Annotated in this window: 21 protein-coding genes and 1 riboswitch; of the genes, 11 read left to right on the top strand and 10 right to left on the bottom strand. The window is 72.4% G+C overall.

Annotated features, from left to right (window positions below; all coding sequences use genetic code 11):
- Window positions 1-60: 60 nt before the first annotated feature.
- From cobC to AA23TX_RS06855, 4 genes are read right to left on the bottom strand one after another with little or no spacing between them, the layout of a single operon-like run.
- Window positions 61-1,116 carry an Rv2231c family histidinol phosphate aminotransferase CobC gene (gene cobC, locus AA23TX_RS06870; protein ID WP_155541728.1) on the bottom strand — a complete coding sequence of 352 codons (1,056 nt, stop codon included), beginning with the start codon at window positions 1,114-1,116 and terminating at the stop codon, window positions 61-63.
- Window positions 1,103-2,440 (bottom strand): cobyrinic acid a,c-diamide synthase CobB, encoded by a 1,338-nt coding sequence (locus AA23TX_RS06865; RefSeq protein WP_155541727.1) that lies wholly within the window; start codon window positions 2,438-2,440, stop codon window positions 1,103-1,105. The genes cobC and AA23TX_RS06865 overlap by 14 nt, the downstream gene beginning before the upstream one ends.
- On the bottom strand, window positions 2,434-3,048 hold the full coding sequence (cobO, locus tag AA23TX_RS06860; RefSeq protein WP_155541726.1) for a cob(I)yrinic acid a,c-diamide adenosyltransferase: 615 nt from the start codon (window positions 3,046-3,048) through the stop codon (window positions 2,434-2,436). Before cobO ends, AA23TX_RS06865 begins: the two co-directional genes overlap by 7 nt.
- Complete coding sequence (locus AA23TX_RS06855; protein WP_155541725.1) at window positions 3,048-5,000, bottom strand: putative cobaltochelatase; 1,953 nt, start codon at window positions 4,998-5,000, stop codon at window positions 3,048-3,050. The genes cobO and AA23TX_RS06855 overlap by 1 nt, the downstream gene beginning before the upstream one ends.
- A 173-nt stretch (window positions 5,001-5,173) precedes the next feature.
- Here AA23TX_RS06855 and cbiE point away from each other — a divergent pair, with 173 nt between their 5' ends.
- From cbiE to AA23TX_RS06825, 6 genes are all read left to right on the top strand, one after another.
- Window positions 5,174-6,301 (top strand): precorrin-6y C5,15-methyltransferase (decarboxylating) subunit CbiE, encoded by a 1,128-nt coding sequence (gene cbiE, locus AA23TX_RS06850; RefSeq protein WP_196425206.1) that lies wholly within the window; start codon window positions 5,174-5,176, stop codon window positions 6,299-6,301.
- A 100-nt stretch (window positions 6,302-6,401) separates the two neighbouring features.
- Entirely contained in the window at window positions 6,402-7,163 is a 762-nt protein-coding gene (gene cobM / locus AA23TX_RS06845; RefSeq protein ID WP_155541723.1) for a precorrin-4 C(11)-methyltransferase, read from the top strand.
- Window positions 7,160-8,173, top strand: coding sequence for a Gfo/Idh/MocA family protein (locus AA23TX_RS06840; RefSeq protein ID WP_155541722.1), 1,014 nt, complete (start codon window positions 7,160-7,162; stop codon window positions 8,171-8,173). The genes cobM and AA23TX_RS06840 overlap by 4 nt, the downstream gene beginning before the upstream one ends.
- On the top strand, window positions 8,170-8,889 hold the full coding sequence (locus AA23TX_RS06835) for a cobalt-precorrin-6A reductase (protein WP_155541721.1): 720 nt from the start codon (window positions 8,170-8,172) through the stop codon (window positions 8,887-8,889). The genes AA23TX_RS06840 and AA23TX_RS06835 overlap by 4 nt, the downstream gene beginning before the upstream one ends.
- Window positions 8,886-9,530 carry a 5,6-dimethylbenzimidazole synthase gene (gene bluB / locus AA23TX_RS06830; protein ID WP_155541720.1) on the top strand — a complete coding sequence of 215 codons (645 nt, stop codon included), beginning with the start codon at window positions 8,886-8,888 and terminating at the stop codon, window positions 9,528-9,530. Before AA23TX_RS06835 ends, bluB begins: the two co-directional genes overlap by 4 nt.
- Before the next feature lie 33 nt (window positions 9,531-9,563).
- A complete protein-coding gene (locus AA23TX_RS06825) occupies window positions 9,564-12,656 on the top strand; it encodes an arabinosyltransferase domain-containing protein (protein WP_155541719.1) in 3,093 nt (1,030 codons plus the stop codon).
- Between the two features lie 66 nt (window positions 12,657-12,722).
- On the opposite strand, the gene AA23TX_RS49990 is transcribed toward AA23TX_RS06825, so the two are convergent.
- The 5 genes from AA23TX_RS49990 to AA23TX_RS06800 are packed head-to-tail and all read right to left on the bottom strand — an operon-like array spanning window position 12,723 to window position 16,918.
- Complete coding sequence (locus tag AA23TX_RS49990; protein WP_230862380.1) at window positions 12,723-13,448, bottom strand: GNAT family N-acetyltransferase; 726 nt, start codon at window positions 13,446-13,448, stop codon at window positions 12,723-12,725.
- On the bottom strand, window positions 13,427-14,917 hold the full coding sequence (locus AA23TX_RS06815; RefSeq protein WP_155541718.1) for a precorrin-2 C(20)-methyltransferase: 1,491 nt from the start codon (window positions 14,915-14,917) through the stop codon (window positions 13,427-13,429). Before AA23TX_RS06815 ends, AA23TX_RS49990 begins: the two co-directional genes overlap by 22 nt.
- Window positions 14,914-15,537 carry a precorrin-8X methylmutase gene (locus AA23TX_RS06810; RefSeq protein ID WP_155541717.1) on the bottom strand — a complete coding sequence of 208 codons (624 nt, stop codon included), beginning with the start codon at window positions 15,535-15,537 and terminating at the stop codon, window positions 14,914-14,916. The genes AA23TX_RS06815 and AA23TX_RS06810 overlap by 4 nt, the downstream gene beginning before the upstream one ends.
- On the bottom strand, window positions 15,534-16,598 hold the full coding sequence (locus AA23TX_RS06805) for a ferredoxin-like domain-containing protein (protein ID WP_155541716.1): 1,065 nt from the start codon (window positions 16,596-16,598) through the stop codon (window positions 15,534-15,536). Before AA23TX_RS06805 ends, AA23TX_RS06810 begins: the two co-directional genes overlap by 4 nt.
- A 5-nt stretch (window positions 16,599-16,603) precedes the next feature.
- A complete protein-coding gene (locus AA23TX_RS06800; RefSeq protein WP_155541715.1) occupies window positions 16,604-16,918 on the bottom strand; it encodes a DUF6191 domain-containing protein in 315 nt (104 codons plus the stop codon).
- Between the two features lie 107 nt (window positions 16,919-17,025).
- Between AA23TX_RS06800 and AA23TX_RS06795 the strand changes: the two genes are divergently transcribed.
- From AA23TX_RS06795 to AA23TX_RS06785, 3 genes are read left to right on the top strand one after another with little or no spacing between them, the layout of a single operon-like run.
- Window positions 17,026-17,952, top strand: a complete 927-nt coding sequence (locus AA23TX_RS06795; protein ID WP_155541714.1) for an ABC transporter ATP-binding protein — start codon at window positions 17,026-17,028, stop codon at window positions 17,950-17,952.
- Window positions 17,949-18,800 (top strand): ABC transporter permease, encoded by an 852-nt coding sequence (locus tag AA23TX_RS06790; RefSeq protein WP_155541713.1) that lies wholly within the window; start codon window positions 17,949-17,951, stop codon window positions 18,798-18,800. Before AA23TX_RS06795 ends, AA23TX_RS06790 begins: the two co-directional genes overlap by 4 nt.
- 3 nt (window positions 18,801-18,803) lie before the next feature.
- Window positions 18,804-19,037: a helix-turn-helix transcriptional regulator gene (locus AA23TX_RS06785; RefSeq protein ID WP_155541712.1), complete on the top strand. Its 234-nt coding sequence runs from the start codon at window positions 18,804-18,806 to the stop codon at window positions 19,035-19,037.
- Here AA23TX_RS06785 and AA23TX_RS06780 read toward each other — a convergent pair.
- Window positions 19,034-19,762 carry a hypothetical protein gene (locus AA23TX_RS06780; protein WP_155541711.1) on the bottom strand — a complete coding sequence of 243 codons (729 nt, stop codon included), beginning with the start codon at window positions 19,760-19,762 and terminating at the stop codon, window positions 19,034-19,036. The genes AA23TX_RS06785 and AA23TX_RS06780 overlap by 4 nt on opposite strands.
- Before the next feature lie 69 nt (window positions 19,763-19,831).
- Window positions 19,832-19,943, top strand: a riboswitch (cobalamin riboswitch).
- Window positions 19,944-19,974: 31 nt separating this feature from the next.
- Here AA23TX_RS06780 and cobN point away from each other — a divergent pair.
- Window positions 19,975-23,538, top strand: a complete 3,564-nt coding sequence (gene cobN / locus AA23TX_RS06775) for a cobaltochelatase subunit CobN (protein ID WP_155541710.1) — start codon at window positions 19,975-19,977, stop codon at window positions 23,536-23,538.
- 44 nt (window positions 23,539-23,582) lie between these two features.
- Window positions 23,583-25,436, top strand: a complete 1,854-nt coding sequence (locus tag AA23TX_RS06770; RefSeq protein WP_155541709.1) for an ArnT family glycosyltransferase — start codon at window positions 23,583-23,585, stop codon at window positions 25,434-25,436.
- Window positions 25,437-25,438: the final 2 nt, after the last annotated feature.

Genomic DNA, 25,438 nt, shown 5'->3' with positions numbered 1-25,438 from the left:
GGCCTTTCCCGGCGGCGACACCCACTCTCGGCGGTGGTGGCGACAGCCCCCTGTCGGTGTTTACAAGATTTTTCCGAGCGCGCTCAAGAACGCATCCGTCGTCGCGCGGTCGCGGACCGCCAGGCGCAGGTGATCGGGTCCGAGACCCGGGAACGTGTCGCCGCGACGCACCGCGAAGCCCGCTTCCCGCAGCCGGGCCCGCACCGAAGCGCCGTCCGGAACCCGCACCAGCACGAACGGGCCGCGCGGGTCGCCCAGGACCGGGACTCCGGTGGACGCCAGGCCCGACACCAGGTACTCGCGGTCGGCTTCCGCCGCGATCGCCAGCTTTTCCGCTTCCTCCAAGGCGGCCGGACGGCAGCACGCCACCGTCGCCACTCCGGCCAAAGTGGACACCGACCACGGCACCTGCACCGCTCGCAGCCGTTCGACGACGTCCGACGGCGCGAGTAAGTACCCCGCCCGCAGCCCGGCCAGGCCCCACGTCTTCGTCAGGCTGCGTAGCACGACGACGCCCGGGACACCCAGAGCGAGGCTTTCGCTTTCGCCGGGCACCGCGTCCAGGAACGCCTCGTCGACCACGAGCAACCGCCCGGGACGCGCCAGCGCGAGCAGTGCCGCCGCCGGGTGCAGGACCGACGTCGGGTTCGTCGGGTTGCCGACGAACACCAGGTCCGCGTCGGACGGGACCAGCGCGGGGTCGAGCACGAAGCCGTCCGCTTCGGACAAGATCACGCGTGAGACGGCGTGGCCAGCGGCGCGAAGAGCCGCTTCCGGCTCGGTGAACTGCGGGTGCACGACCACCGCGTGCCGCGGCCGGAGAGCCGAAGCCAGCAGCGTGAACGCCTCCGCGGCACCCGCGGTGACCAGGACCTCCGAAGCGGGACGACCGTGCCGGAGAGCCACCGCGTCGACAGCGTCCACAGTGGACGGATAGGCCGCCAGCGAGTCCACCGCGGACACCAGCTCCTGCCGCAGCCACGCGGGCGGCCGCGGCAGCCGGACGTTCACGGCGAGGTCGACCAGCCCCGGCCCGACCTCGCGATCGCCGTGGTGGTGCAGGTCGTAGCCCGCCGACGTACTCCCTCCCGCGGAGGCGGAATCAGACAGAGCCATGAGCCCGGACCCGCTCCGCGAACCGCTGGGCCAGCTCGGGATACCCGGCCCAGTGAACGTGCAGGTAGGACGCGTGCAGCGTCGGCGACGCGAAGCCGTCCAGCTGCCGATCCCAGCCCCAGGCGGCCGTCGCGCCGTGCGCCGGCGTGACCTCGGTGCGGTGGAATTCGTGCCCGGTGACGCGCTGACCGGCCGTGGCCAGGACGTTGTCCTCGACGGCGACCGCACGCCGGTAACCGAGCTTGCCGCGGGCCGTCATCTTCGCGTCCGCGGGCACGGCGCCGACCATGGGCACGTCGTCCAGGGACTGGCACAGGTACAGCAGCCCCGCGCATTCCGCGCTGACCGGCATGCCCCGGGAAATCGCCGAAGCCACCTCGGCGCGCAACGCCGTGTTGGCCGACAGCTCCGCCGCGTGCACCTCGGGGAACCCGCCGCCGAAGTACAACCCGGCGCACCCGTCCGGCAACGTCTTGTCCCGCAACGGATCGACGTCGACCACGTCGACCCCGCACGCCGCCAGCAGCTCGATGTTCTCGGTGTAGCGGAAGGTGAACGCGGGACCACCGGCAGCCGCGACGGTCACTCGCCGTCCGTCCACCACGGGCGGTTCCCAGGCCGGAGCGGAAAGCCGTGAGGCCCCGGACGCGATCCGGACGATCGCTTCGAGGTCGACGCCGTCCCGCACCCACGCGGCCAGCGACGGCAGCACGCGCTGGGCGTCGTCGGCGCGTTCGGCCGCCGGGACGAGCCCGAGGTGCCGGCTCGGCGCGTGGATCTCTTCGTTGCGGTACAACGCTCCCAGCAGCGGGACGCCGGTGGCCTCCAGCGCGGACGCGATCTCGTCGAGGTGCCGCTGCGAGCCCAGCTTGTTGAGGATGACCCCGGCCAGCCGCACCCGCGTGTCGTAGGAGGCGAACCCGAGGACCGTCGCCGCGACGCTGCGCGACGCCGCCGACGCGTCCACCACCAGCACCACCGGCGCGTCGAGGAGCCGGGCGACGTGCGCGGTCGAGGCGTAGCCCTCGGTGCCCAAAGCGCCGTCGAACAGGCCCATCACGCCTTCGATGACGGCGATGTCGGCACCGGCGGAACCATGCCGCAGCAACGGGATCAGCCGGTCCTCACCCTGCAGGAACGGGTCCAGGTTGCGCGCGGGACGCCCGGTGGCGAGCGCGTGGTAGCTCGGGTCGATGAAGTCGGGGCCGACCTTGTGCCCGGAGACGCGGTGCCCGGCCTCGCGCAGCGCCGCCATCAGCCCGGCGGCGATGGTGGTCTTGCCGTGCCCCGAACCGGGCGCGGCGACGACCACCCGCGCTACCACTCGATCCCCCGCTGGCCCTTCTGGCCGGCGTCCATCGGGTGCTTGACCTTGGTCATCTCGGCGACGAGGTCGGCGGCTTCGACCAGCTCCGGCGGCGCGTACCGGCCGGTGATGACGACGTGCTGGTGGCCGGGCCGGTCGACCAAAGTGGACACGACGTCGTCGACTTCGAGCCAGCCCCACTTGAGCAGGTAGGAAAACTCGTCGAGGACGTAGAAGTCGTGCGTCTCGGCGGCGAGCCGGCGCTTGATCTCCGCCCAGCCTTCCCGGGCGTTCGCGGCGTGGTCCTCGTCGGAGCCGGACTTGCGCGCCCAGCTCCAGCCCTCGCCCATCTTGTGCCACTCGACCGGCCCGCCCTCGCCGGTGTCGTCGTGCAGCTTGCCCAGCGCGCGGAACGCGGCTTCCTCGCCGACGCGCCACTTCGCCGACTTGACGAACTGGAACACCCCGATCGACCAGCCCTGGTTCCACGCGCGCAACGCCATCCCGAACGCCGCGGTCGACTTGCCCTTCATCTCGCCGGTGTGCACGGCGAGCAGCGGCCGGTTGCGACGCTGGCGCGTGGTCAGCCCGTCGGCCGGGACGACGTCCGGTTTCCCCTGCGGCATCAGGCGGCCTTCCCGGTCCGGGCGCGGACGGCGTCGGCCAGTGACTCGGCGGCGACGTCGGCCAGGGGCACGTGCTCCGCGCCGAGGTGGGTGGCGAGGTCGGCGGCCAGGCCCAGACGCATTTTGCCGCTCTCGCAGTCCATGACGATCGTGGTTACGCCGGTGAGCAGCCCGGCCGCGGCCTGGGCGCGCGCGACGGCGTCGGGTCCGCTGGTGGCACGGCCGTCGGTGACGACGACCAGCAGCGGACGGCGCCGCGGGTCGCGGATCTCCTCGACCCGCAGCACCCGCGCGGCCTCCAGCAGGCCTTCGGCCAGGGGGGTCCGGCCGCCGGTCGGCAGGCCTTCGAGGCGGGACGCGGCCGCGTCGACGCTGATCGTCGGCGGCAGCGCCAGCTCGGCGGCGTTGCCGCGGAACGTGACGAGCCCGACCTTGTCGCGGCGCTGGTAGGCGTCGAGCAGCAGGGACAGCACCGCGGACTTGACCTCGCGCATCCGCGCTTTCGCGCCCATCGAGCCGGACGCGTCGACGCAGAACAGGACCAGGTTTCCTTCGCGTCCTTCGCGCAGCGCGAAGCGGAGGTCCTGACGGCGCAGCTTCAGCCCGGCGCCGTCGCGGCCGCGGGCCTTCTGGTGCGGCGCCGCGGCTTTCACGGTCGCGACCAGGTGCGGCCGGCCGTCCCGGACGCTCGGGGGCTGGACGCCGATGGTGCGGCCGCTGTCGGTGATCGCGCGCGAACGGCGTCCTCGCTCGCCTTCGCCCGTGCCTTTGACGCGGAACACGCGGGCCTTGAAAGTCTCGCCCGCGCCGACGGTCTTCTGCTGCCCGCCGTTCTGCTTCTGTTGAGGCTCGCCTTGTGGCGCGTCCCCTTGCGGCACTTCGGATGGCGCTTCGTCCGGCGTCGAGCCCGAGCCGGGGCCGTCGTCCTCGGGGCCCGGCTCCGGGGGCTGGGCGTCCTGCAACGCCTGCTCCAGCTGCTCTTCCGAGATTCCGGGCGCGTCGAACGGGTTCCGGCGGCGCCGGTGCGGCAGCGCGAGCCGCGCGGCGACGCGGACGTCGTCGGTGGTCACCTCGTCACGACCGGCCCAGGCCGCGTGCGCGACCGCGGCGCGCGCCGTGACGATGTCCGCGCGCATGCCGTCGACCTCGAAGGACGCGCAGATCTCGGCGATCTGGCGCAGGGCGTCGTCGGGGAGTTTCACGGCCGGCAACAGCTTCTGCGCCGACTCGATCTCTTCGGCCAGCCGGGCGTCTTCATCGGCGTAGCGGGCGGCGAAACCGTCCGGATCGGCTTCGTAGGCGAGGCGGCGCCGGACGACCTCGACGCGCTGCTCGGGGTCACGGCTGGAGGCGACCTCGACGGTCAGCCCGAACCGGTCGAGCAGCTGCGGCCGCAGCTCGCCTTCCTCGGGGTTCATGGTGCCGATCAGCACGAACCGCGCGGCGTGCGACACGGAGACGCCCTCGCGCTCGACGGTCGCGCGGCCCATCGCGGCGGCGTCGAGCAGGGTGTCGACGAGGTGGTCGTGGAGCAGGTTGACCTCGTCGACGTAGAGCAGCCCGCGGTGCGCGGCGGCCAGGAGGCCCGGCTGGTAGTCCGTGACGCCTTCACCCAGCGCGCGTTCGAGGTTCAGCGAGCCGACGACGCGGTCCTCGGCCGCGCCGACCGGCAGCTCGACCAGCTTCGCCGGCCGGCGGTGGCTCCGCGCCGCGTCGTGCGGGCCGTCCGGGCAGACCGGGTCGGGCGCCGCGGGGTCGCAGGAGAACCGGCAGCTGTCCACGACGTCCACGCTCGGCAGCAGGCCCGCCAGCGCGCGGACCATGGTCGACTTCGCGGTGCCCTTTTCGCCGCGCACCAGCACCCCGCCGACGGCGGGCGAGATCGAGGAGAGGACGAGCGCGAGGCGCAGGTCCGGCATCCCGACGACGGCGGTGAACGGGTACGGCTTCAACAGCACTCCTCCAGCTCGGCGACCGGCCGATCATCGCACAGCGCCGGCCTCGCTTAGGGTGGGAAATCGTGCGCGAAGAATCACTCCGACCTGCGACTGGACCCGCGGCCGCCCGCCAGGGCGACGGCGTTCCCGAGGGGTGGGAGCCCCGGGAACGCCGGACACGCCTGACGGTGGTCGGGATCGGGGCCGACGGGTGGCCGGGCCTGTCCGAGCAGGCCCAGGCCCTGGTGCTCGGCGCCGACGTCGTGCTGGGCGCGCCGCGGCAGCTGGCTTACCTGCCCGCCGACGTCCCGAGCCAGCCGTGGCCATCGCCGCTGCTGCCGGGGCTCGACGCCGTCATCGCGGAGCACGTCGGGGAACGCATCTGCGTCCTGGCCAGCGGAGATCCGTTCTTGTCGGGGGTCGGCACTACCTTGGTGGCCCATGGATACGAGGTCGAGGCGCTGCCCGCGCTCTCGTCGGTGACACTGGCCCGCGCCCGGCTGGGCTGGTCCGCCGAGGAGACCGAGGTGGTGACGCTCGTCGGCCGGTCGTCGGCCCGCGTCGCCCGGGTGCTGGCGCCGGGGCGGCGGGTGCTCGTCCTGGGGGCCGACGCGGCGTCGTTGCGCTCCCTGCTGACGGTGCGCGGGTACGGCGAGACCGAGCTGTTCGCGCTGGAAAACCTCGGCGGGCCGGACGAGCGCATCTCCGACGGCTGGGAGGGCGAACCCGGGCCGTTGACGGTGTTCGCGCTGACGTGCGAGGGGCTGGCATTGCCCCTGATCGGCATCCCGGACGACGTCTACTCCCACGACGGCCAGCTGACGAAGCGCGACCTGCGGGTGTCGGCGCTGGCGCGGCTCGCGCCGAGCCCCGGCGAGCTGCTGTGGGACGTCGGTGCGGGCGCGGGCAGCGTCGGGATCGAGTGGTCGCGGCTGCACGAGCTGAACCGCGCCATCGCGATCGAGCAGGACCCGGACCGCGCCGAGCGGATCGGCCGGAACGCACTGGACCTGGGGGTGCCGGAGCTGGAGGTGGTGACGGGCCCGGCCCCGGCGTCGTTGAGCGCGCTCCCGGCACCGGACGCGATCTTCATCGGCGGCGGCCTGACGACTCCGGGCCTGCTGGACACGTGCCTGTCCACGGGCGCGCGGCTGGTGGCGCACGGGGTGACGCTGGAGGCCGAGCGGATCCTCGGTGACCTGTACGCCGAGCGGGGTGGTGAGCTGCTGCGGATCGCCGTCGAACGCGCGGCGCCGCTCGGGGGGTTCACCGGGTGGACGCCGGCTCGGACCGTGACGCAGTGGAGCAGCCGATGACCGCCGGAGGGGTCGTGAGTGAGAAACAGTGTTCTAACCCTGTTTCTCACTCACGACCAGCCGCGGCAGACCGCTCGGCCGCGACCGGTGGTGGCCGTCGATGACCGTGCACTTCGTCGGGGCCGGGCCGGGGGCCGCGGACCTCATCACCGTCCGCGGCCGGGACTTGCTCGCCCGCTGCGATGTCTGCCTTTACCCGGGCAGCATGACCCCGCCCGACCTGCTCGCGTACTGCCCGCCCGAGGCCACGCTGATCGACACCGCGAACCTCAGCCTCGAAGAGATCGTCGGGAAGCTCGTCGAAGCGCACGAAAACGGGCACGAAGTGGTCCGGCTCTGTTCCGGCGACCCGTCGCTCTACAGCGCCGTCGCCGAGCAGGCCCGGCGGCTCGACGCGAAGAACGTCCCGTACGACGTCGTACCCGGCGTACCCGCCTTCGCCGCTTCGGCCGCCGTCCTGAAGCGTGAGCTCACTGTGCCCGAAATCGGGCAGAGCCTGGTGATCACCCGCGTCCAGGCGCGCTCCACGAAGATGCCGCCGAAGGAAACCCTCGCCGCTTTCGCCGCCACCGAGGCGACGCTCGCGCTGCACCTCGCGATCAACCACGTCGAGCGCGTGACCGGGGAACTCGTTCCCCACTACGGTGCCGACTGCCCCATCGCCGTCGTCGCGCTGGCGACCCAGCCCGGCGAGACCGTCGTGCGGGGTGTGCTCGGCGAACTGCCGGACCTCGTCCGCGAGGCCGGGATGACGCGGGCCGCCACCATCTTCGTCGGCCGGGTGCTCGCCGCCGCGGGCTTCCCGGACAGCTTCCTCTATTCCAGTGCCCGCGACCGGGCGAACCAACCGGAGTCGTTGTGACGGAATTGCGTTGGGGCCTGCTGGCCGCCGGGACCATCGCCGGGCACTTCGCCGCGGGCGTCGACGAGAGCAAGCACGGCACGCTCACCGCGGTCGCGGCGCGGAACGGCGACCGCGCCCGCGACTTCGCCACCCGCTTCGAGATCCCCAAGGCCTACGGCAGCTACGAAGACCTCCTCGCCGACCCGGACGTCGACGCCGTGTACGTCTCGACGCCGCACGCGCTGCACAAGGAATGGGCCATCGCCGCGGCCGAAGCGGGCAAGCACGTCCTCTGCGAGAAGCCTCTGACGCTCACCGCGGCCGACGCCGAGGAGGTGATCGACGCGGCGCGCCGGAACGACGTCTTCCTCATGGAGGCGTTCATGTACCGCCTGCACCCGCAGACCCGGCGGCTGGTCGAGCTGATCGCCGGCGGCGCGATCGGCGAGGTCCGCGCGGTCGACACGACGTTCTCCTTCGACAGCAACCCGGAGGAGACCGAGCGCTTGTCCGACCCGGCGCTCGGCGGCGGCGGGATCCTCGACGTCGGCTGCTACTGCACGTCGCTGGCCCGGCTGGTCGCCCAGGCCGCGACCGGGCAGGACGTCGTCGAGCCGACCGAGGTCAGCGGGATGGCGAAGCTCTCCCCGCGGGGCGTCGACGAATACGCGACCGGCCTGCTGCGGCTGCCCGGCGACATCCTCGCGACGATCTCCTGCGGCATCCGGCTGACCCGCGAAGACGGCATCCGCGTGTTCGGGACGAGCGGGCAGCTCCACATCCCGCGGCCGGCGTGGATCCACCCGCTGCGCAAGCCCGGCGTCTCGCAGATCATCCTGACCCCGGCCGGCGGCGAGCCGGAGGTCATCGAGGTCGAAGCGACCCAGGGCGTCTTCGCGCGCGAAGCCGACCACGTCGCCGCGCACATCGACGACCGGCAGGCACCCGAGCTGACCTGGGCCGAGACGCTCGCCAACCTGCGCACCCTGGACCGGTGGCGCGAGGCCGTCGGATACGGAAAGCCGTGATCCTCGTCCTGGGCGGCACGGGCGAAGCACGAAGCCTCGCCGAAGCACTCGTGAGAAGCGACATCCGCGTGGTGTCTTCGCTGGCAGGACGCGTAGCACGGCCAAGGCTGCCGGTCGGCGAAGTGCGCGTAGGCGGCTTCGGTGGCCCGGAAGGTCTCGCGGCCTGGCTGCGCGAGAACGACGTGAAGGCCGTCGTGGACGCGACGCACCCCTTCGCCGAGCGCATCGGCGCGAACGCGGCGAAAGCGGCAGCACACACGGGTACTCCCCTGCTGAGGCTGGCCCGGCCCGGCTGGGAACCCGGCGAAGACGACATCTGGCACTGGGCCGACGACCTCGAAGACGCCGCGAAAATGCTCCCCGAACTGGGCGAACGCGTCTTCCTGACGAGTGGCCGCCAAGGCCTGCCCGCCTTCGCGCACCTGGACGACCTGTGGTTCCTGATCCGCTGCGTCGACCCGCCCGAGCCGCCGCTGCCGCGCCACCACGAGCTGATCCTCGCCCGCGGGCCGTACGAGGTGGCCGCCGAGCGCGAGCTGCTCGACCGGGTCGACGTCCTGGTCACCAAGGACTCCGGCGGTGCTCAGACCAGCGCGAAGCTGACCGCGGCGCGCGAACTCCGCAAACCCGTCCTGCTGGTCCGGCGACCACCGAGACCGGAAACCGAAACCGCCGGAACCGTGGCCGAAGCCGTCGAATGGGTCCTGAACCGATGATCGAAGAGTTCTACGAAGTCCTGCGCAAACGCCGGGACGTCCGCGGCGAGTTCACCGGCGAGCCGATCCCCGGCGCCACCCTGCTGCGGATCCTCGAGGCCGCGCACGCCGCACCCAGTGTCGGGCTCACCCAGCCCTGGGACTTCGTGCTGGTCGACGACCACGCGACGCGCGAGACGTTCGCGAAGCACGTCCACGAGGAACGTGAGGTCTTCGCGGAGCAGCTCACCGAAGACCGCGCGAGCACCTTCGCGAACATCAAGATCGAAGGCATCCTCGAGTCGAGCCTCGGCATCGTCGTCACCTACGACCCGGCCCGCGGCGCGCCCGACGTCCTCGGCCGGCACGCCATCGCCGACGCCGGCCTCTACTCGGTCTGCCTGGCGATCCAGAACCTCTGGCTGGCCGCCACCGCCGAAGGCCTCGGCGTCGGCTGGGTCAGCTTCTACCGCGAGCCGTTCCTCGGCGAGCTGCTCGGCGTCCCGGCCGGCATCCGGCCGGTCGCGTGGCTCTGCGTCGGGCCCGTCAGCAAGCTGGAGACCGTGCCCGACCTGGAGCGCCACGGCTGGCGCAGCCGCCGTCCCCTGACCGAGGCGCTCCACCACGGGCGCTTCACGCCGCGTGACCCGGGGTCTGCGTAAAGCGCCTCGGTCTGACCCGTTAGCGTTGCGCCGATGCGTCTGATTGCCGTAGCGCTGGGGCTGCTCTCGGCCTTGTGCGCGCTGGCTTTCCCCTTCCTGCCGGTGGTGCAGGACACGGCGGAGGTCGTCTGGCCGACCGGCAGCGACACCCGCTCCGTCAACGCGCCCTTGACCGGGTACTGGGCCCAGGACCTGCGCGCCGAGCTGCCGTGCGCGGCCATCCGCTCGGTGGACGCCCGCACCGGCGGTCCCGGCCTGCTCTTCGCCACCGTGCCGGACGGCCGCACCGACCCGAAGTCCGGCAAGGGCGTCGGCCTGCAGCTGCGCGTCGACAACGGCGTGCTGCTCGCTTCCAGCCAGGGCCAGCAGATCGCCCAGCAGCCGCTGCCCGCCGAGAAGTGCGACGTCGAGCTGGACGTCGACGCGACGCAGATGACCCTCGCCGTGGCCGGGACGCCGATCTTCCACGCCGGCGGCGACGTCCGGCCCCGCGTGGTCGGCATCTACTCCTCGATCAACTCGAGCAAGGACCCGATCGCCGGCCTGCACGTCTCGGTCGTGCCGGACACGCGCTACCAGACGTCGCCGACCGCGCTGAAGATCGGCGTCGGCGTACTCGCGATCCTGTCGCTGATCGGCTGCATGATCGCGGTCTGGCGCCGCGACTCCGGCTCCGCGAGACGCGCGCCGCGCTGGGCGCCGGTCGGCTGGTGGCGGCTGACGATGCGGGACGCCACGGTGATCATCGCGCTCGGCGCGTGGGTCTTCATCGGGCCGGTGACCTCGGACGACGGCTACATCCTGACGATGGCCCGGGTCACCGAGCAGACCGGGTTCCTCACGAACTACCACCGCTGGTTCGGCGTCGCCGAGGCGCCGTTCGGCTGGTTCTACCACGTGTTCGAGCTGATGGCGCACGTCAGCGTGGTGCCGCCGTGGATCCGGCTGCCGTCGTTCCTGCTCGGCGTGCTCAGCTGGCTGCTGATCAGCCGCGAGGTGATGCCGCGCCTCGGCACCCAGATCCGCACCAGCCGCCCGGCCAGCTGGGCCGCGGCGACGGTGTTCCTGATCTGGTGGATGCCCTACAACAACGGCGTCCGCCCGGAACCGGTGGCCGCGCTCGGCTCGCTGCTGGCGATCTGCGCGGTGGAGCGCACGCTGGTGACGCGGCGGCTGCTGCCCCTGTGCCTCGGCCTGACCGCGGCCGGGTTCACCCTGGCCGCGACGCCGACCGGGCTGATCGCGGTGGCGCCGTTCCTGGTCGCCGCGCGCCCGCTGTTCAAGCTGATCCGCCAGCGCGCCAACGAAAACGGCTGGCTGCCGGTGCTCGCGCCGGTCGCCGCGGCCGGGCTGCTGGTGCTGGTCGTGGTGTTCGCCGACCAGACGTTCGCGACCGTGCAGGAGGCGACCCGGATCCGGACCCAGGTGGGCCCGAACCTGTCGTGGTTCCAAGAGCTCGCGCGCTACCAGCTGCTCTTCGCGGACCTGCCGGACGGCTCGGCGCCGCGCCGGTTCCCGGTGCTGCTGGTCGTGCTGTGCACCGCCACCTGCCTGGTGATGCTGCTGCGCCGCGGCCGCATCCCCGGCGCGTCGCTCGGCCCGGCCCGCCGCCTGATCGGCACGACGGCGGTGTTCTTCCTGCTCCTGGCCCTGACGCCGACGAAGTGGACGCACCACTTCGGCGCGTTCGCCGCGGTCGGCGCGTCGATGGCGGCGCTGGCCGCGCTCGCGACCAGCTCGACGGTGCTGCGGTCGAAACGCAACCGCGCGGCCTTCCTCGCCGCGTTGCTGGTGGTCGCCGCGCTCGCCGCGACCGGGCCGAACACGTACTGGTTCGTTTCGCGCCTCGGCGTCCAGTGGACGAACGTGGCGCCGTCGGTCGGTGGCATCCCGCTGTCGACGATCCTGCTGGTGGCGGCGGCCGTCGCGGGGATCTACGCGTTCGTGGAGAACGTCCGCGCGCACCGGCCGGGGCTGCCGGCCCAGCCCCAGGAAGGCAGGCTGCGCGCGCTGCGGCTCGGGTCGCTGTCCCTGGTGGTGGTCTGCGGCCTGGTGGCGGCGGGCGAGTTCGTCACGATGGCCTGGGCGATCCACAACCAGGCCGGCAGCTACAGCCTGGGCGCGGCCAACGTCGGGCACCTGTTCGGCAAGAGCTGCAACCTCTCCGACCACGTCATGGTGGAGCGCGACGCGGCGACGAGCATCCTGCACCCGCAGTCCGAGCAGCGGACGGTCGCGGAGAAGCCCAAGGAGCCGGAGTCCCCGCTGCCGAACCCCGACCAGGACAACGGCCGCGTCCAGACCGGCTTCCACATGCGCGCCGTCGACGACAAGGACCCGCTGGCCGAACCGCCGCACGGGTTCACCCCGGAGACCGTGCCGATGTGGTCGAGCTACCTCGACCAGGAGACGCGCGCGGGACGCCTGCGCAGCGACTGGTACGCGCTGACGGAGAAGCCGGCGGACGGCCAGATCGTGGTGGCCACGGCCGGCGAGGCCCGCCGCCCGACGTCGGTGAGCCTCGACTACGGCGTCAACACGCCGGAGGGCGTGAAGGTGCTGCGCAGCCAGTTCGTGCTCCCGCCGGGCTCGGGCACGGGCGGCTGGAACGACACCCGCATCAACCTGCGCGACCTCCCGGCGGAGACGAACGCGGTCCGCATCAACATCGTCGACAACGACCTGACGGAGGACGGCTGGATCGCGGCATCGGCCCCGCGTGTCCCGACGTTCACGACGCTGACGGACAAGATCGGCTCGAAGCCGGTGTACATCGACTGGCCGGCGTCGTTCGTCTACCCGTGCGCGCAGCCGGTGACGTCCCACGACGGGATCTCGCAGGTCCCGGAGTACCGCATCACGGCCGGCGGCCTGGCGGACGAGGCGGAGTGGGCGTCGTCGACCAACGGCGGGCCGATCGGGTGGCTGGAGGAGCTGGCCGAGGAGCCCGAGGTGCCGAGCTACCTGATCGGGCAGCCGAGCCAGTCGTGGGGCCAGCTGCTGCAGATCGAGCCGTTCACCGAAGGCATCGCGCCGACGGTGGTGCACGGGGAGAAGACCGTGCCGGGGTGGTGGTCCCCGGGCCCGGGCCCGAGCCAGCCCAACGGCAAGGACCCGACCCGCTGACCCGTCGTGAGTGAGAAACAGTGTTCTAACCCGGTTTCTCACTCACGACCAGCCGCGGCAGCCTCGCTAAGGCTTGGTCCACGCCGTCCGGCGGTGGAGGCGGAACCCCGCCCGCTCCAGGTTGGCCACGCTCGGCGAGCCCGGGCGGGCCGTCGCGACCGCCAGGGTGCAGCCCTCCGCGGCCGCCGCTTCGAGCCTGCGGCGCAGCAACTTCGGCTGCGCGCCCCGGCCGCGGTGCTCCGGCAACGTCGACGCCGCCCCCAGGATCGCGACCCCGGCGTCGATCGTCATGCCCGCGGCCGCGATCGGTGTCTCCCCTTCCCGCAGCAGAAAGCGCCGCATGATCGGGAGGCGGTGTTCCGCGGCCATGTACTCCGCGATCGGCCCGCTCACCTCGAACCCGGCCAGCAGGACGCGCAGGAAGACCTCCGCGTCGACCGTTTCCGGCGGCGGAGCCGACCCGGGCTCGAGCCGGCGGACGGCCAGGAACCGGTCGCCCGCCGGGGCCAGGCCAGGAACCGGCAGCCCCGCCGGGGCGACGACGGCCGGGCGTATGCCGTCCCACTCCGGCGAACGCAGCAAACCGGCGACCTCGGGCAGCGTCTCCGGCGTCACCCCGGTCACCGTCGACAGGTACGCGAGCGCGGGGTCGGTCGCCAGCACCGCCAGCAAACCCGTGCGCTCCCACGCCCGGAAGCGGCCGGGTACCTTCGCGGCCGACGCCGCCTCGCCCGCCAGGACCGCCCGGCGGTGCAAGGCGGACTCGGCCGTCAATAGCTGCGCGGAGTCCACACCACGCCGTTCTCGGCGCGGGTCTTCGACGAACCCACGATCAGCAGGCAGCGCATGTCCACTGTGGACGGATCGAGATCGCCCAGCGTCGTGACGCGGATGTCCTCCTCCGGGCCGCCGACGTCCCGCGCGACGACCACCGGCGTCGATGGCGCGCGATGGCGGAGCAGCACGTTCCGAGCGTCGGCCAGCTGAGTCGTCCGGGACCGCGACGCCGGGTTGTACAGCGCCAGCACCAGGTCCGCCGCGCCCGCCGCGTCCAGGCGCTTCTCGATGATCTCCCACGGCTTCAGGCGATCCGACAGCGACAGCACGCAGTAGTCGTGCCCGAGCGGCGCGCCGACGCGGGACGCCGCCGCCTGCGCGGCCGTCACCCCCGGGACGATCCGCACCCGGACACCCGTGCCGTGCCCCGACGACACCTGCTCCAGCACCGCCGACGCCATCGCGAACACCCCCGGGTCACCCGAGGAAACGACCGCCACCCGGGCGCCCGAAGCGGCCAGGGACAACGCATCCCGAGCCCGGTCCGCCTCGACGCGGTTTCCCGACGCGTGCCGCTGCTGCCCCGCTTTCTGCGGCACGCGCGCGACATACGGCCCGTACCCGACGACGTGCTCGGCGGCCGAAAGCTCCGCCGCGGCCTCCGGCGTCAGCCACTCCGGACCGGCCGGGCCGAGCCCGACCACGACGACCTCGCCCGCACCCTCGGCAACCAGGGCAGGAACGGGCGCAGGCGAAACCCGGGACGCATAAGCCGGCGAAGGCAGCAAAGCCAGCGAAAAGTAAGGCACCGTCGAAGGATCGACCGAAGCGAGGGGCTCGATCCGCTGCTGTCCCCAGGTCGCGCGCTCGACGAAGACGGCGTCGTCCAGCTTCCCGGCCTCTTCGAACGCCTCCCGCACCGAGCCGAACGTGCGGCCGAGCTTCAGCACCGCCGCCGCGTCGGTGTCCGCGAGCCGCCGGGCCAGCTCCGGCGCCGGCAACGTGCCCGGCAGCACGGTCAGCACCTCGTCGCGCTGCACCAGCGGCCGGCCGAGCACCGCCGACGCCGCGCTCACCGACGTCACACCGGGCACGACGACCGCCTCGAACCGGCCGGAAAGCCGTTCGTGCATGTACATGTACGAGCCATAGAAGAACGGGTCGCCTTCGCAGAGCAGGACGACGTCGCGTCCCGCGTCGAGGTGCTCGGCGAGCCGCTTCGCGCTCAGCTCGTAGAAGTCCGCGATCGCGCCCTCGTAACCGCCGGGGTGGTCGGTCGTCTCGGTCGTGACCGGGTAGACGAGTTTCTCCTCGACCTGCCCCTCGCGCAGGTACGGCTCGGCCACCGACCGCGCGATGCTGCGCCCGTGCCGTGCGCAGTGGTAGGCGATCACCGACGCTTCGGAGATCAGCCGGGCCGCCTTGACCGTCATCAGTTCCGGGTCGCCGGGGCCGAGCCCGACGCCGTAGAGCGTCCCGGTCATTCTTCGGCGCTCGCGAGAGCGTTGATCGCGGCGACGGCCATCGCGCTGCCGCCGCGCCGGCCGTGCACCACGAGGTACGGCGCCGGTGCCCGCTTGGCCAGCTCCACTTTGGACTCGACCGCGCCGACGAACCCGACCGGCACGCCGATGATCGCCGCGGGCGCGCCGACACCTTCGTCGAGGATCTCCAGCAGCCGGAACAGCGCGGTCGGCGCGTTGCCGATCGCGACGACCGAGCCGGGCAGCTTGTCACGCCACAGTTCCAGCGCCGCCGCCGAGCGCGTGGTACCCATCCGCTCGGCGAGCCCCGGCACCGAAGGGTCCGAGAGCGTGCAGACGACTTCGTTGCCCGCGGGCAGGCGCCGCCGGGTGACGCCGCTGGCGATCATCTGCGCGTCGCACAGGATCGGCGCGCCGGCTTCGAGCGCGGCGCGGCCGGACTCGATGACGTCGAGCGTGTAGCGCAGGTCGTCGACCAGATCGACCATGCCGCAGGCGTGGATCATCCGGACCGCCAGGCCCGCCACGTCGTCGGGCAGGATCGCCAGGTCCGCCTCCTCGCGGATCGTGGCGAACGAGTGCCGGTAGATCTCGGCACCGTCCCGCAGGTAGTCGATCACAGCTTCCCTTCCATCTCGTCGAACGGCACCCACCGGCCGTCGACCCGATATCCATCCGCTTCGGCGACAACGTCCACATGGGACTGCGACGGCTTCCCGCACCGCCGTTCACAGCCCGAGAAGTGCGCGCGCAGGCCCGGCCGGAAGACGGCGTCGGCCCGCACGTCGGCGCGCGACTTCGCGCAGCCGGGCCGTCCGATGCACGCGCTCGTGCCGAGCGGCACGCCCCCGAAGCCCAGCCGCTCGAAGACGTCGGCGGGCACGTCCGGCAGGACCAGCGACTTCCACGGCGTGACCAGCGCGGGACCGAACTCCGCCAGGGCGCGGGCCTGCTCGGCGGAGAGCTGCCCGAAACGCGGCACGACCCCCGCCGCGACCCCGGCGATCATCCCGACGGGCACCGGGACGTCACCCCGCGGCACCGGCGTCCCCCGCCAGGCGGGGTCGTCGAGTTCGGCGACGCGCCAGGCGGATCCGCGCACCCGGCCGAACTCCAGCGCGACCTCGATCAGCGCGGAAACGGCGTCGGCGAGACGCACCCGACGTCCGGTATCGCCCCCGGCGAGCAGCAGGGTTCCTTCGTCCGCGGCGAGCGCGCGCCAGCAGACGTCGGCACCTTCCCCGGCGACGTCACCGCGGCCGTCGTCGAAGGCGAAGAGGAACCGGCCGGGCAGCGAGGCCAGCTCCGGCGTCGAACACAGCACGGCATCGAGCGACGCGGCCAGCCCCCGGACGTCGGCGAGGCCACCGTGCAGCCCGCTCAACGGCGAGGCCAGCACGTTCCGGACCCGCTCGTGGGACGGCGAAGGCAGCAAGCCGGCGTCGGTCAGCCGCGCCGCGAGGCCGGGCCGGGTGACGCCGCGCAGCTGGACGTTGCCGCGCGAGGTGAGGTGGAGGTCGCCGTCGCCGCACTCTTCGGCGGCATCCGCCAGCGCGCGCAGCTGCGCTGCGGAAACCGCACCTCCGGGCAGCCGGACGCGGGCCAATGGGCCGTCGGCGGCGTCGTGGGGTGCGAAAACACCCGGGCACGCGTCGGCTCGCACACGCGCTGGGGTCGGCATGGGAGTCACTGTAGCTGGCGGTTTTCCGGCTCCGGCGGGTCCGCGCGCGGCCGGATCCTGGCGATTCCGGCGTCCAGGTCCACGTCACGCCACGGAGGCGCGCCTTCGGCGTCCTGCTCGACGAGCATCGACATGGTTTCCCGGTGTTCCAGCTCACGCCGCTTGGTGCCGTAGAGGAACGCGGTCGTCTCCTCGATGTAGGTCGCGGAGAGCCGCGCCTTGAAGCGGGAGCCGTTCTTGCGCGGCCGCAGCTCGATCGCGGCCATGACCAGCAGGATCACGACGCCGCCCGGCAGAGCCAGCCCCAGCCAAGTACCCATGTCCGGCGAACCGGATGACCGCGGGTCAAGTTCCCGGCACAGCAGAAGTCTGATCGAATGTAGTAGGTATGCTACATTCGATCGCACCAGTTCGATGGGGGTTCGAGATGAGAGATCCAGCTGTCCCCGTGGTCCGCGTGCGCGGGCTCCGGATGCGCTACGGCGCGAACGACGTGCTCCACGGCGTCGAGTTCGAGGCCCACCGAGGCGAGGTCGTCTGCCTGCTCGGGCCGAACGGCGCGGGCAAGACGACAACGATCGAGATCCTCGAAGGTTTCCGCATGCGGTCGGCCGGCGAGGTCAGCGTGCTCGGGATCGACCCGGCCCACGGCGGTGAAGACTGGCGGGCGCGGCTGGGGGTCGTGCTCCAGTCGTGGCGCGACCACGGGAAGTGGCGCGTCCGGGAGCTGCTCGCGCACCTCGGCCGGTACTACGCGCCGTACTCGACGGCGTCGCACCAGCGGCCGTGGGACGCCGACGAGCTGATCGCGGCCGTCGGGCTCACCGAGCACGCGCAGAAGAAGATCAAGAACCTCTCCGGCGGCCAGCGCCGGCGGCTCGACGTCGCGATCGGCATCGTCGGGCGCCCCGAGCTGCTGTTCCTCGACGAGCCGACCGCGGGCTTCGACCCGGAGGCGCGCCGCGAGTTCCACGACCTCGTGCACCGGCTCTCCGACGAGCTCGACACCACGATCCTGCTCACCACGCACGACCTCGACGAGGCCGAGAAGCTGGCCGACCGGATCCTCATCCTCAACGGCGGGCGCATCATCGCCGACGGCTCGGCCGACGCGCTGTCCCGCCGGATCTCCGGCGAGGCCGAGGTCCGCTGGACGATCGACGGCCAGCGCTTCGTGCACTCGACGACTGAAGCGACGAAGTACGTGTACGACCTGTTCAAGCAGCACGGCGAAGCCGTCTCGGACCTCGAGGTCCGGCGGGCGTCGCTGGAGGACACCTACATGACGCTGGTGCACCGCGCGGAAGCCGGCGGCGAAACCGAGATCGGCCTCCAGGAAGCGGGTGCGCGATGAACGCCAGGACCGCCGCCCTGCGAGCCGGGCTGGACCGCGGCTGGATCGAGTTCAAGCAGACGTGGACCAACCGGGACGACGTCATCGGCCAGTTCGTCTTCGTCGCGCTCTTCCTCGGCACGCTGTTCTTCATGCGGAACGCGACCCTGCCCGGCACCGGCTTCTCGCTCGGCGCGGCGACCGTGCCCGGCGTGCTCGGCGCCGGGATCGTGTTCAACGGCTTGAACAGCACGGCGGGCTACCTCGCCATCGACCGCGAGGACGGCACGCTGCTGCGCGCGAAAGCGACGCCGAACGGCATGCTCGGCTACCTGGTCGGGAAGACGACGGCGGTGGCGATGGCGCAGGTCACCGGGATCCTGCTGGTGCTGGTCCCGTGCCTGTTCCTGTTCGATTCCCTGGCTCCGGACGGCGTCTGGTCGTACGTGCACCTGCTGTGGGTGCTGGCGCTCGGACTGGTCGCGACCCTGCCGCTCGGGGCCGCGCTGGGGTCGCTCACCAACAGCCCGCGGTCCATCGCGCTGATCACGCTGCCGATCATGGGCCTGGGCGCGATCTCGGGGATCTTCTACCCGATCACGGCGCTGCCGAGCTGGGTGCAGGGCATCGCGCAGGCGTTCCCGATGTACTGGCTGGGCCTCGGGATGCGCTCGGCGCTGCTGCCCGACAGCGCGGTGGTCGTCGAGATCGGCCAGTCGTGGCGGCCGTTGCCGACCCTGGCCGTGCTCGTCGCGTGGTCCGTGATCGGATTGGCACTGGCCCCGGTCCTGCTCCGCCGAATGGCGCGGCGGGAAGCGGGTTCGTCGGTGGCCGAACGGCGGGAGAAGGCCATGCAGCGTGTGGGGTGAATCATGAGCGAGGTCGTCTACAACCGGATCGCGATGCTGCGCGCGGAGCGGTCGATCTCGCGGCGCCAGCTGGCGGAGGCCTTGGGCGTGCACTACCAGACGATCGGCTACCTGGAGCGCGGCGAGTACAGCCCGAGCTTGTTCGTGGCGCTGCGGATCGCGGAGTTCTTCGAGGTCCCGCTGGAGGTCTTGTTCTCGACGAAGCCGTTCCCGCGGCTGGGAGAGCAGTCCGCCTAGGGCTTGCGCAGGTCGGCCTCGACGAGCGCGCGGACGACGTCGTCGCGCCGGGTCTCCCGGACCGTCCGGCTGAGCTCGACGTGCAGGAACGGCGTGCCGCCGGCGGCCTGGCTCTGGACGTTCGTCGTCCCGGCCAGGCCCCGGCACGGCTCGGCCCAGGCGCGGCAGACCCGGAACCCGGCGTCGGCGAGGCGGTCGGCCGCGCGGCGGGCGGCGTCCCCGGTTTCGGCGGCCCCGGCGGAGACCACGACGTCCGCCGAGATCAGCGTGGTGTCGTTGAAGCCGTGCAGCTGGACCTGGGGCAGGCCGCGCCGGGCCAGCAGCGTGGTGACGACGTGGAAGACGGTCCCGGTGTCGTGCGCGGGGTCTTCCCGGCGCCGGTGGGCGCCGCCGACCGCGAGGATCGCGCCCGGGGTGCGCCGGAACAGCTCGAGGCCGATCAGCTCGGTGCGCAGGTCGGATGAAGCGTGCGGCGCCTCGACCACCAGTGACGGCGGCGCGGACCGGTCGAGCGCGTACAGGCCCCAGGCCCGTTCGGAGTCCGGCTCCTGGCGGACGAGACTGCCGTCTTCGACGGAAAAGCCCAGCTCATCGAGGTCGTGCGGGGCCTGGTCGAGGAGCGCGGCGAACCCGGCTTCGGCGGCCGCCAGCTCGGCCGCGGTCGCCCGGCGGTAGGGCCCGCGGCTCGACTGGGCCGCGGTGAAGTCACGGAGGAAGGCTTCCAAGCCGCCAGGCTACCGAGGGCCGGTCAACGTCACCTTGACGCACCTCGACCGGCACCGGAGAGTGGAGCCGATACCCACGCGTCGGCAGGTGGAGGAACCCGGTGAGAGTCCGGGGCGGTCCCGCCACTGTCATCGGAGAGCGATCTCCGGGAGCCAGGAACTCCGGCCGGCGCGACCGTCGACCCGGGGCGCGGACCCCGAGGAGGAACCTCGTGATCCTGCTTCTGTCCACTTCGGACACCGACCTGCTCAGCGCGCGCTCGGCCGAGGGCGAGTACCGGCTGGCGAACCCCTCGCGGATCGACGTCGCCGAGCTGCCGGCCCTGCTCGACGGCGTGCGCATCGTGGTCGTCCGCATCCTCGGCACCCCGCGGACCTGGCAGGAAGGCCTGGACACGCTGCGCGCGTCGGGCGCGCACGTCGTCGTCCTGGGCGGGGAGCAGACGCCGGACGCCGAGCTGATGAAGCTCTCGACGGTCCCGGCCGGCATCGCCGCCGAGGCCCACGCCTACCTCGCGCAGGGCGGCCCGGCGAACCTCACCCAGCTGCACCGGTTCCTCTCCGACACGCTCCTGCTCACCGGCGACGGCTTCGAGCCGCCCGCCCGGCAGCCCGAATGGGGCATCCTGGAGCGGTCTTCGCAGGCCACGGGCCCGGTCATCGGGATCCTGTACTACCGGGCGCACCACCTGTCCGGGAACACGAACTTCGTCCACGTCCTCGCCGACGAGATCGAAGCCGCGGGCGGGCGGGCGTTGCCGATCTACTGTGCTTCGCTGCGTACGCGCGAGCCGGAGATGATGGCCGAGCTGGCTTCCGTGGACGCCTTGCTGGTCACGGTGCTCGCGGCGGGCGGCACGCGGCCGTCCGAGGTGGGGGCCGGAGGCGACGACGAGGCGTGGGACGTCGCCGAGATGGCCGCGCTCGACGTCCCGATCCTGCAGGCGATGTGCCTGACGAGCGACCGTGAGACGTGGACGGCGAGCGACGAAGGCCTTTCGCCACTCGACGCCGGGAACCAGATGGCCGTCCCGGAGTTCGACGGGCGCCTGATCACCGTGCCGTTCTCGTTCAAGGAGCTGGACGAAGACGGCCTCCCCCGGTACGTCCCGGACGCCGAACGCGCGTCCCGCGTCGCTCGCATCGCGCTGGCGCACGCTCGCCTCCGTCACACACCGCCTGCTTCCCGGCGTATCGCGCTGATGTTGTCCGCGTACCCGACGAAGCACTCTCGCGTCGGCAATGCGGTCGGGCTGGACACGCCCGCGTCGGCGATCGAACTGCTGCGGCGGATGCGCGAACAGGGCTACGACCTGGGCGCGGACGCGTTCCCGGGCGTCGACCCGACCGGAACCGATCAGCCCGACGGTGACGCGCTGATCCACGCGCTGATCGCGGCGGGCGGGCAGGACCCGGAGTGGCTGACCGAGGAGCAGCTTTCCGGTAACCCGATCCGGGTGCCCGCCGCGCGCTACCAGGCGTGGTTCGACGCGCTGCCCGCGGAGCTGCGTTCGGGGGTGGAGGAGCACTGGGGCCCGGCGCCGGGCGAGCTGTACGTCGACAACGGCGACATCGTGCTGGCCTCGCTGCAGAGCGGCAACGTCATCATCATGATCCAGCCGCCGCGCGGGTTCGGCGAAAACCCCGTCGCGATCTACCACAACCCGGACCTGCCGCCGAGCCACCACTACCTGGCCGCGTACCGGTGGCTGGAGGAGGAGTTCGGGGCGCACGCCGTCGTGCACCTGGGCAAGCACGGGTCCCTGGAATGGCTGCCGGGCAAGACGGCCGGGCTCTCGGCGTCGTGCGCGCCGGATGCCGTGCTCGGGAACCTGCCGCTGGTGTACCCGTTCCTGATCAACGACCCGGGCGAGGGCGCGCAGGCGAAGCGGCGGGCGCACGCGACGATCGTCGACCACCTGATCCCGCCGATGGCGCGGGCGGAGTCGTACGGCGACCTGGCGCGGCTGGAGCAGCTGCTCGACGAGCACGCGAACATCGCGGCGATGGACCCGGCGAAGCTGCCGGCGATCCGCGCCCAGATCTGGACGCTGATCCAGGCGGCGAAGCTGGACCACGACCTCGGCGTCGGCGAGCGGCCGCACGACGCGGAGTTCGACGACTTCCTGCTGCACATCGACGGCTGGCTGTGCGAGGTCAAGGACGCGCAGATCCGCGACGGTCTGCACATCCTCGGCGCGGCGCCGGTCGGCGAGGCGCGCGTCAACCTCGTGCTGGCGATGCTGCGGGCGTCGCAGATGTGGGGCGGCCGCGAAGGTGCGGTGCCGGGGTTGCGGTCGGCGCTGGGGCTGAAGGAAGACGCGTCGACGTCCGAAGTGGACGCGGTCGAGAAGACGGCGCGGGAACTCGTCCAGACGATGGAGATGCGCGGCTGGGACGCCACGGCGGTCGAGTCGGTGGCGCCGGATCCCGAGGTCGCGCGGGTACTCTCCTTCGCGGCCACCGAGATCGTCCCGCGGCTGGCGGGGACGTCCGCCGAGCTGGACGCGGTGCTGCACGCGCTGGACGGCGGGTACATCCCGGCCGGGCCGAGCGGGTCGCCGTTGCGCGGGCTGGTGAACGTGCTGCCGACCGGGCGCAACTTCTACACGGTCGACCCGAAGGCGATCCCGAGCCGGCTGGCCTGGGAAACGGGCCAGGCGCTGGCGGACTCGCTCCTTCGCCGCTATCGCGAGGACAACGGCGACTGGCCGAAGTCGGTCGGGCTGTCGGTGTGGGGCACGTCGGCGATGCGGACGTCCGGCGACGACGCGGCGGAAGTCCTGGCGCTGCTGGGCGTCCAGCCGGTGTGGGACGAGGCATCGCGGCGGGTCACGGGCATCGAGGCGATCCCGCTCACGGAGTTGGGCCGGCCCCGCATCGACGTGACGATCCGGATCAGCGGCTTCTTCCGCGACGCGTTCCCGCACGTGATCGCCATGATGGACGACGCGGTGCGGCTGGTGGCGTCCTTGGACGAGCCTTCGTCGGAGAACTTCGTCCGAGCCCACGTTTCTTCCGACCTGGCCGCCCACGGCGACACCCGCCGGGCCACGACGCGGATCTTCGGTTCGAAGCCGGGAGCGTACGGCGCGGGGTTGTTGCCGTTGATGGACAGCGGAAACTGGCGCGACGACAAGGACCTGGCGGAGGTGTACGCGGTCTGGGGCGGCTTCGCCTACGGCCGCGATCTCGACGGACGCCCGGCGCGCGAGGACATGGAGAGCGCGTACAAGCGCATCGTGGTGGCGGCGAAGAACACGGACACGCGCGAGCACGACATCGCGGATTCGGACGACTACTTCCAGTACCACGGCGGGATGATCGCGACGGTCCGCGCGTTGACCGGAACGGCCCCGACGTCCTACGTGGGCGACAGCACGTCGCCGGACGCGGTCCGTACGCGGACTCTCGGTGAAGAGACGGCACGGGTGTTCCGCGCCCGGGTGGTGAACCCCCGCTGGCTGGCGGCGATGCGCCGTCACGGGTACAAGGGCGCGTTCGAGCTGGCGGCCACAGTGGACTACCTGTTCGGCTTCGACGCCACGGCAGGCGTGGTCGGCGACTGGATGTACGAGAAGCTGACCGAGTCGTACGTGCTGGACGAGGTGAACCAGGAGTTCCTGCGCCAGGCCAATCCGTGGGCGCTGCGGGGAATCGTGGAGCGGTTGAACGAGGCCGCGGACCGTGGGCTGTGGGCGGAGCCGGACCCGGAGCTGCTGGCTCGCATGCGTGAGGTCTACTTGTCCTTGGAAGGTGACCTCGAGGCGGAGTAGCCAGGAAACGCCCGGGAAACGCGGGCCGGAGTTGGGTGGCGGCCATGATCACCGCCGCCCCTCCGAAGACCCGCCCCTGGGCGCTTCCGCTCATCTGCCTCGGCGCCGCCGTGCTGTACGCCTGGAAGATCGGCGACGGCCAGCTCGGCAACACCTACTACTCCGCCGCCGTCAAGTCGATGACCGGCGGCTTCACGAACTTCCTCTTCGGCTCCTTCGACCCCTACGGCGTCGTCACGGTCGACAAACCGCCGATGGTCCTGTGGCCGCAGGCGCTCTCCGTGCTGATCTTCGGCTTCCACGGCTGGGCGCTGCTGCTGCCGCAGGTCCTCGAAGGCGTCGCGACCGTCTTCCTGCTCCACCGCACCGTCCGGCGGTGGGCGGGCGAGAACGTCGCTCTCTTGGCCGCGACGATCCTCGCCCTGACGCCGGTCACCGTGATCATGGACCGCGACAACAACCCCGACACGCTGCTCGTCCTGTTCCTGGTCGCCGCCGCTTACGCGCTCACCCGCGCGCTCGAAGACGGCCGGAAATGGTTGTGGTGGTGCGCTTTCTTCGTCGGCTGCGGGTTCCTGACGAAGATGCTGCAGGCGTGGATCATCGTGCCCGCCCTCGCCGCCGCCTACCTCGCCGGGACGAGCGGGCCGCTCAAGCGCCGCCTCCTGGACCTCCTCGGCGCCGGCGCGGTGCTGGCCGTCTCGTCGTTCTGGTGGATCGCGCTCCACGACTGGTGGCCCGGCGCCAAGCCGTACACCGGCGGCAGCGAAGACGGCTCCGCGTGGGACCTCGTCTTCGGCTACAACGGCTTCGGCCGCCTCTCCGGCGACGGCGAAAGCGGCGGCATGATGATCATGCGCAACGGGGTCCAGACCATGTCGTCGTTCGGCGGCGATCCCGGGCCGGGCCGGATGTTCAACGACCTCGTCGGCGGGCAGATCTCCTGGCTGCTGCCGCTCGCGCTGCTCGTCCTGATCGTCCTCGGCCGCCGGTGGCGCGACGCCGGCTGGCTGCTCTGGGGCGGCTGGCTGCTCGTGACGACCGCCGTCTTCAGCTTCGCCGGCGGCATCTGGCACCCGTACTACACGACGGCGATGGCCCCCGCGATCGCCGCGATCTCGGCCGCCGGGCTCGCGCTGCTGTGGCGGCACCACCGGCGGACCCTGCTCCCGGTCGCCATCGCGGGCAGCGCGGCCTGGGCGTTCGTCCTGACTTCGCGCGACACGACCTTCTACGGCTGGACGCGGTGGGCCGTGATCGGCACGGCGGCGGTCGCCGTCGCCTGGCTGGTGGTGGCGCCGCATCGACGCGCGCTCGTCGCCGCGCTGGTTCCGCTGCTGCTCACCCCTGCCGCGTGGTCGTTCGACGCCGCGCAGAGCACGTCCGCCGGGACGCTCCCCGCCGCCGGACCGGCCACCGGCCCCGGCGCGCCGCCACCGACGACGTCACCCGGTGGACCGCAACCGCGGCTGACGCTCTCCGGCGGTGACGGCACGGCCACGCTGTCCGACGAGCAACGCCGCATCCTCGACTACGCCCGCCGGAACGGCACCGAGATCACCCTGGCGGTGAACGCCGAAGCGGGCGCGGTCGCGCCGTTCCTCATCGACTCGGACGCGACCGTCATCGGCATGGGCGGCTTCGGCGGCCGCGACGACGCGCCGTCGGTCGCGCAGCTCGACCAGTGGCTCGCCGAGGGCAAGCTCCGGTTCGTGCTGAGCGGCGCGGGAACACCGCCCGGGCCGGCGCGGAGCCCGGTCCAGGCCGAACGCCGACGCTGGATCGAGCGGCACTGCGCGATCGTCGACCCCGCCGCGTACGGCGGCCGTCCCGCGCCCGGCCCCGGCGACGGCCCGGTCCGCCTCGGCGGCGCGGACACGCTCTACCGGTGCCGCTAACG

This window comes from Amycolatopsis camponoti, assembly GCF_902497555.1.
Classification (GTDB): domain Bacteria; phylum Actinomycetota; class Actinomycetes; order Mycobacteriales; family Pseudonocardiaceae; genus Amycolatopsis; species Amycolatopsis camponoti.
Note: the sequence above shows the minus strand (reverse complement) of the source record. Positions and strands in the feature narration are given on the sequence as shown.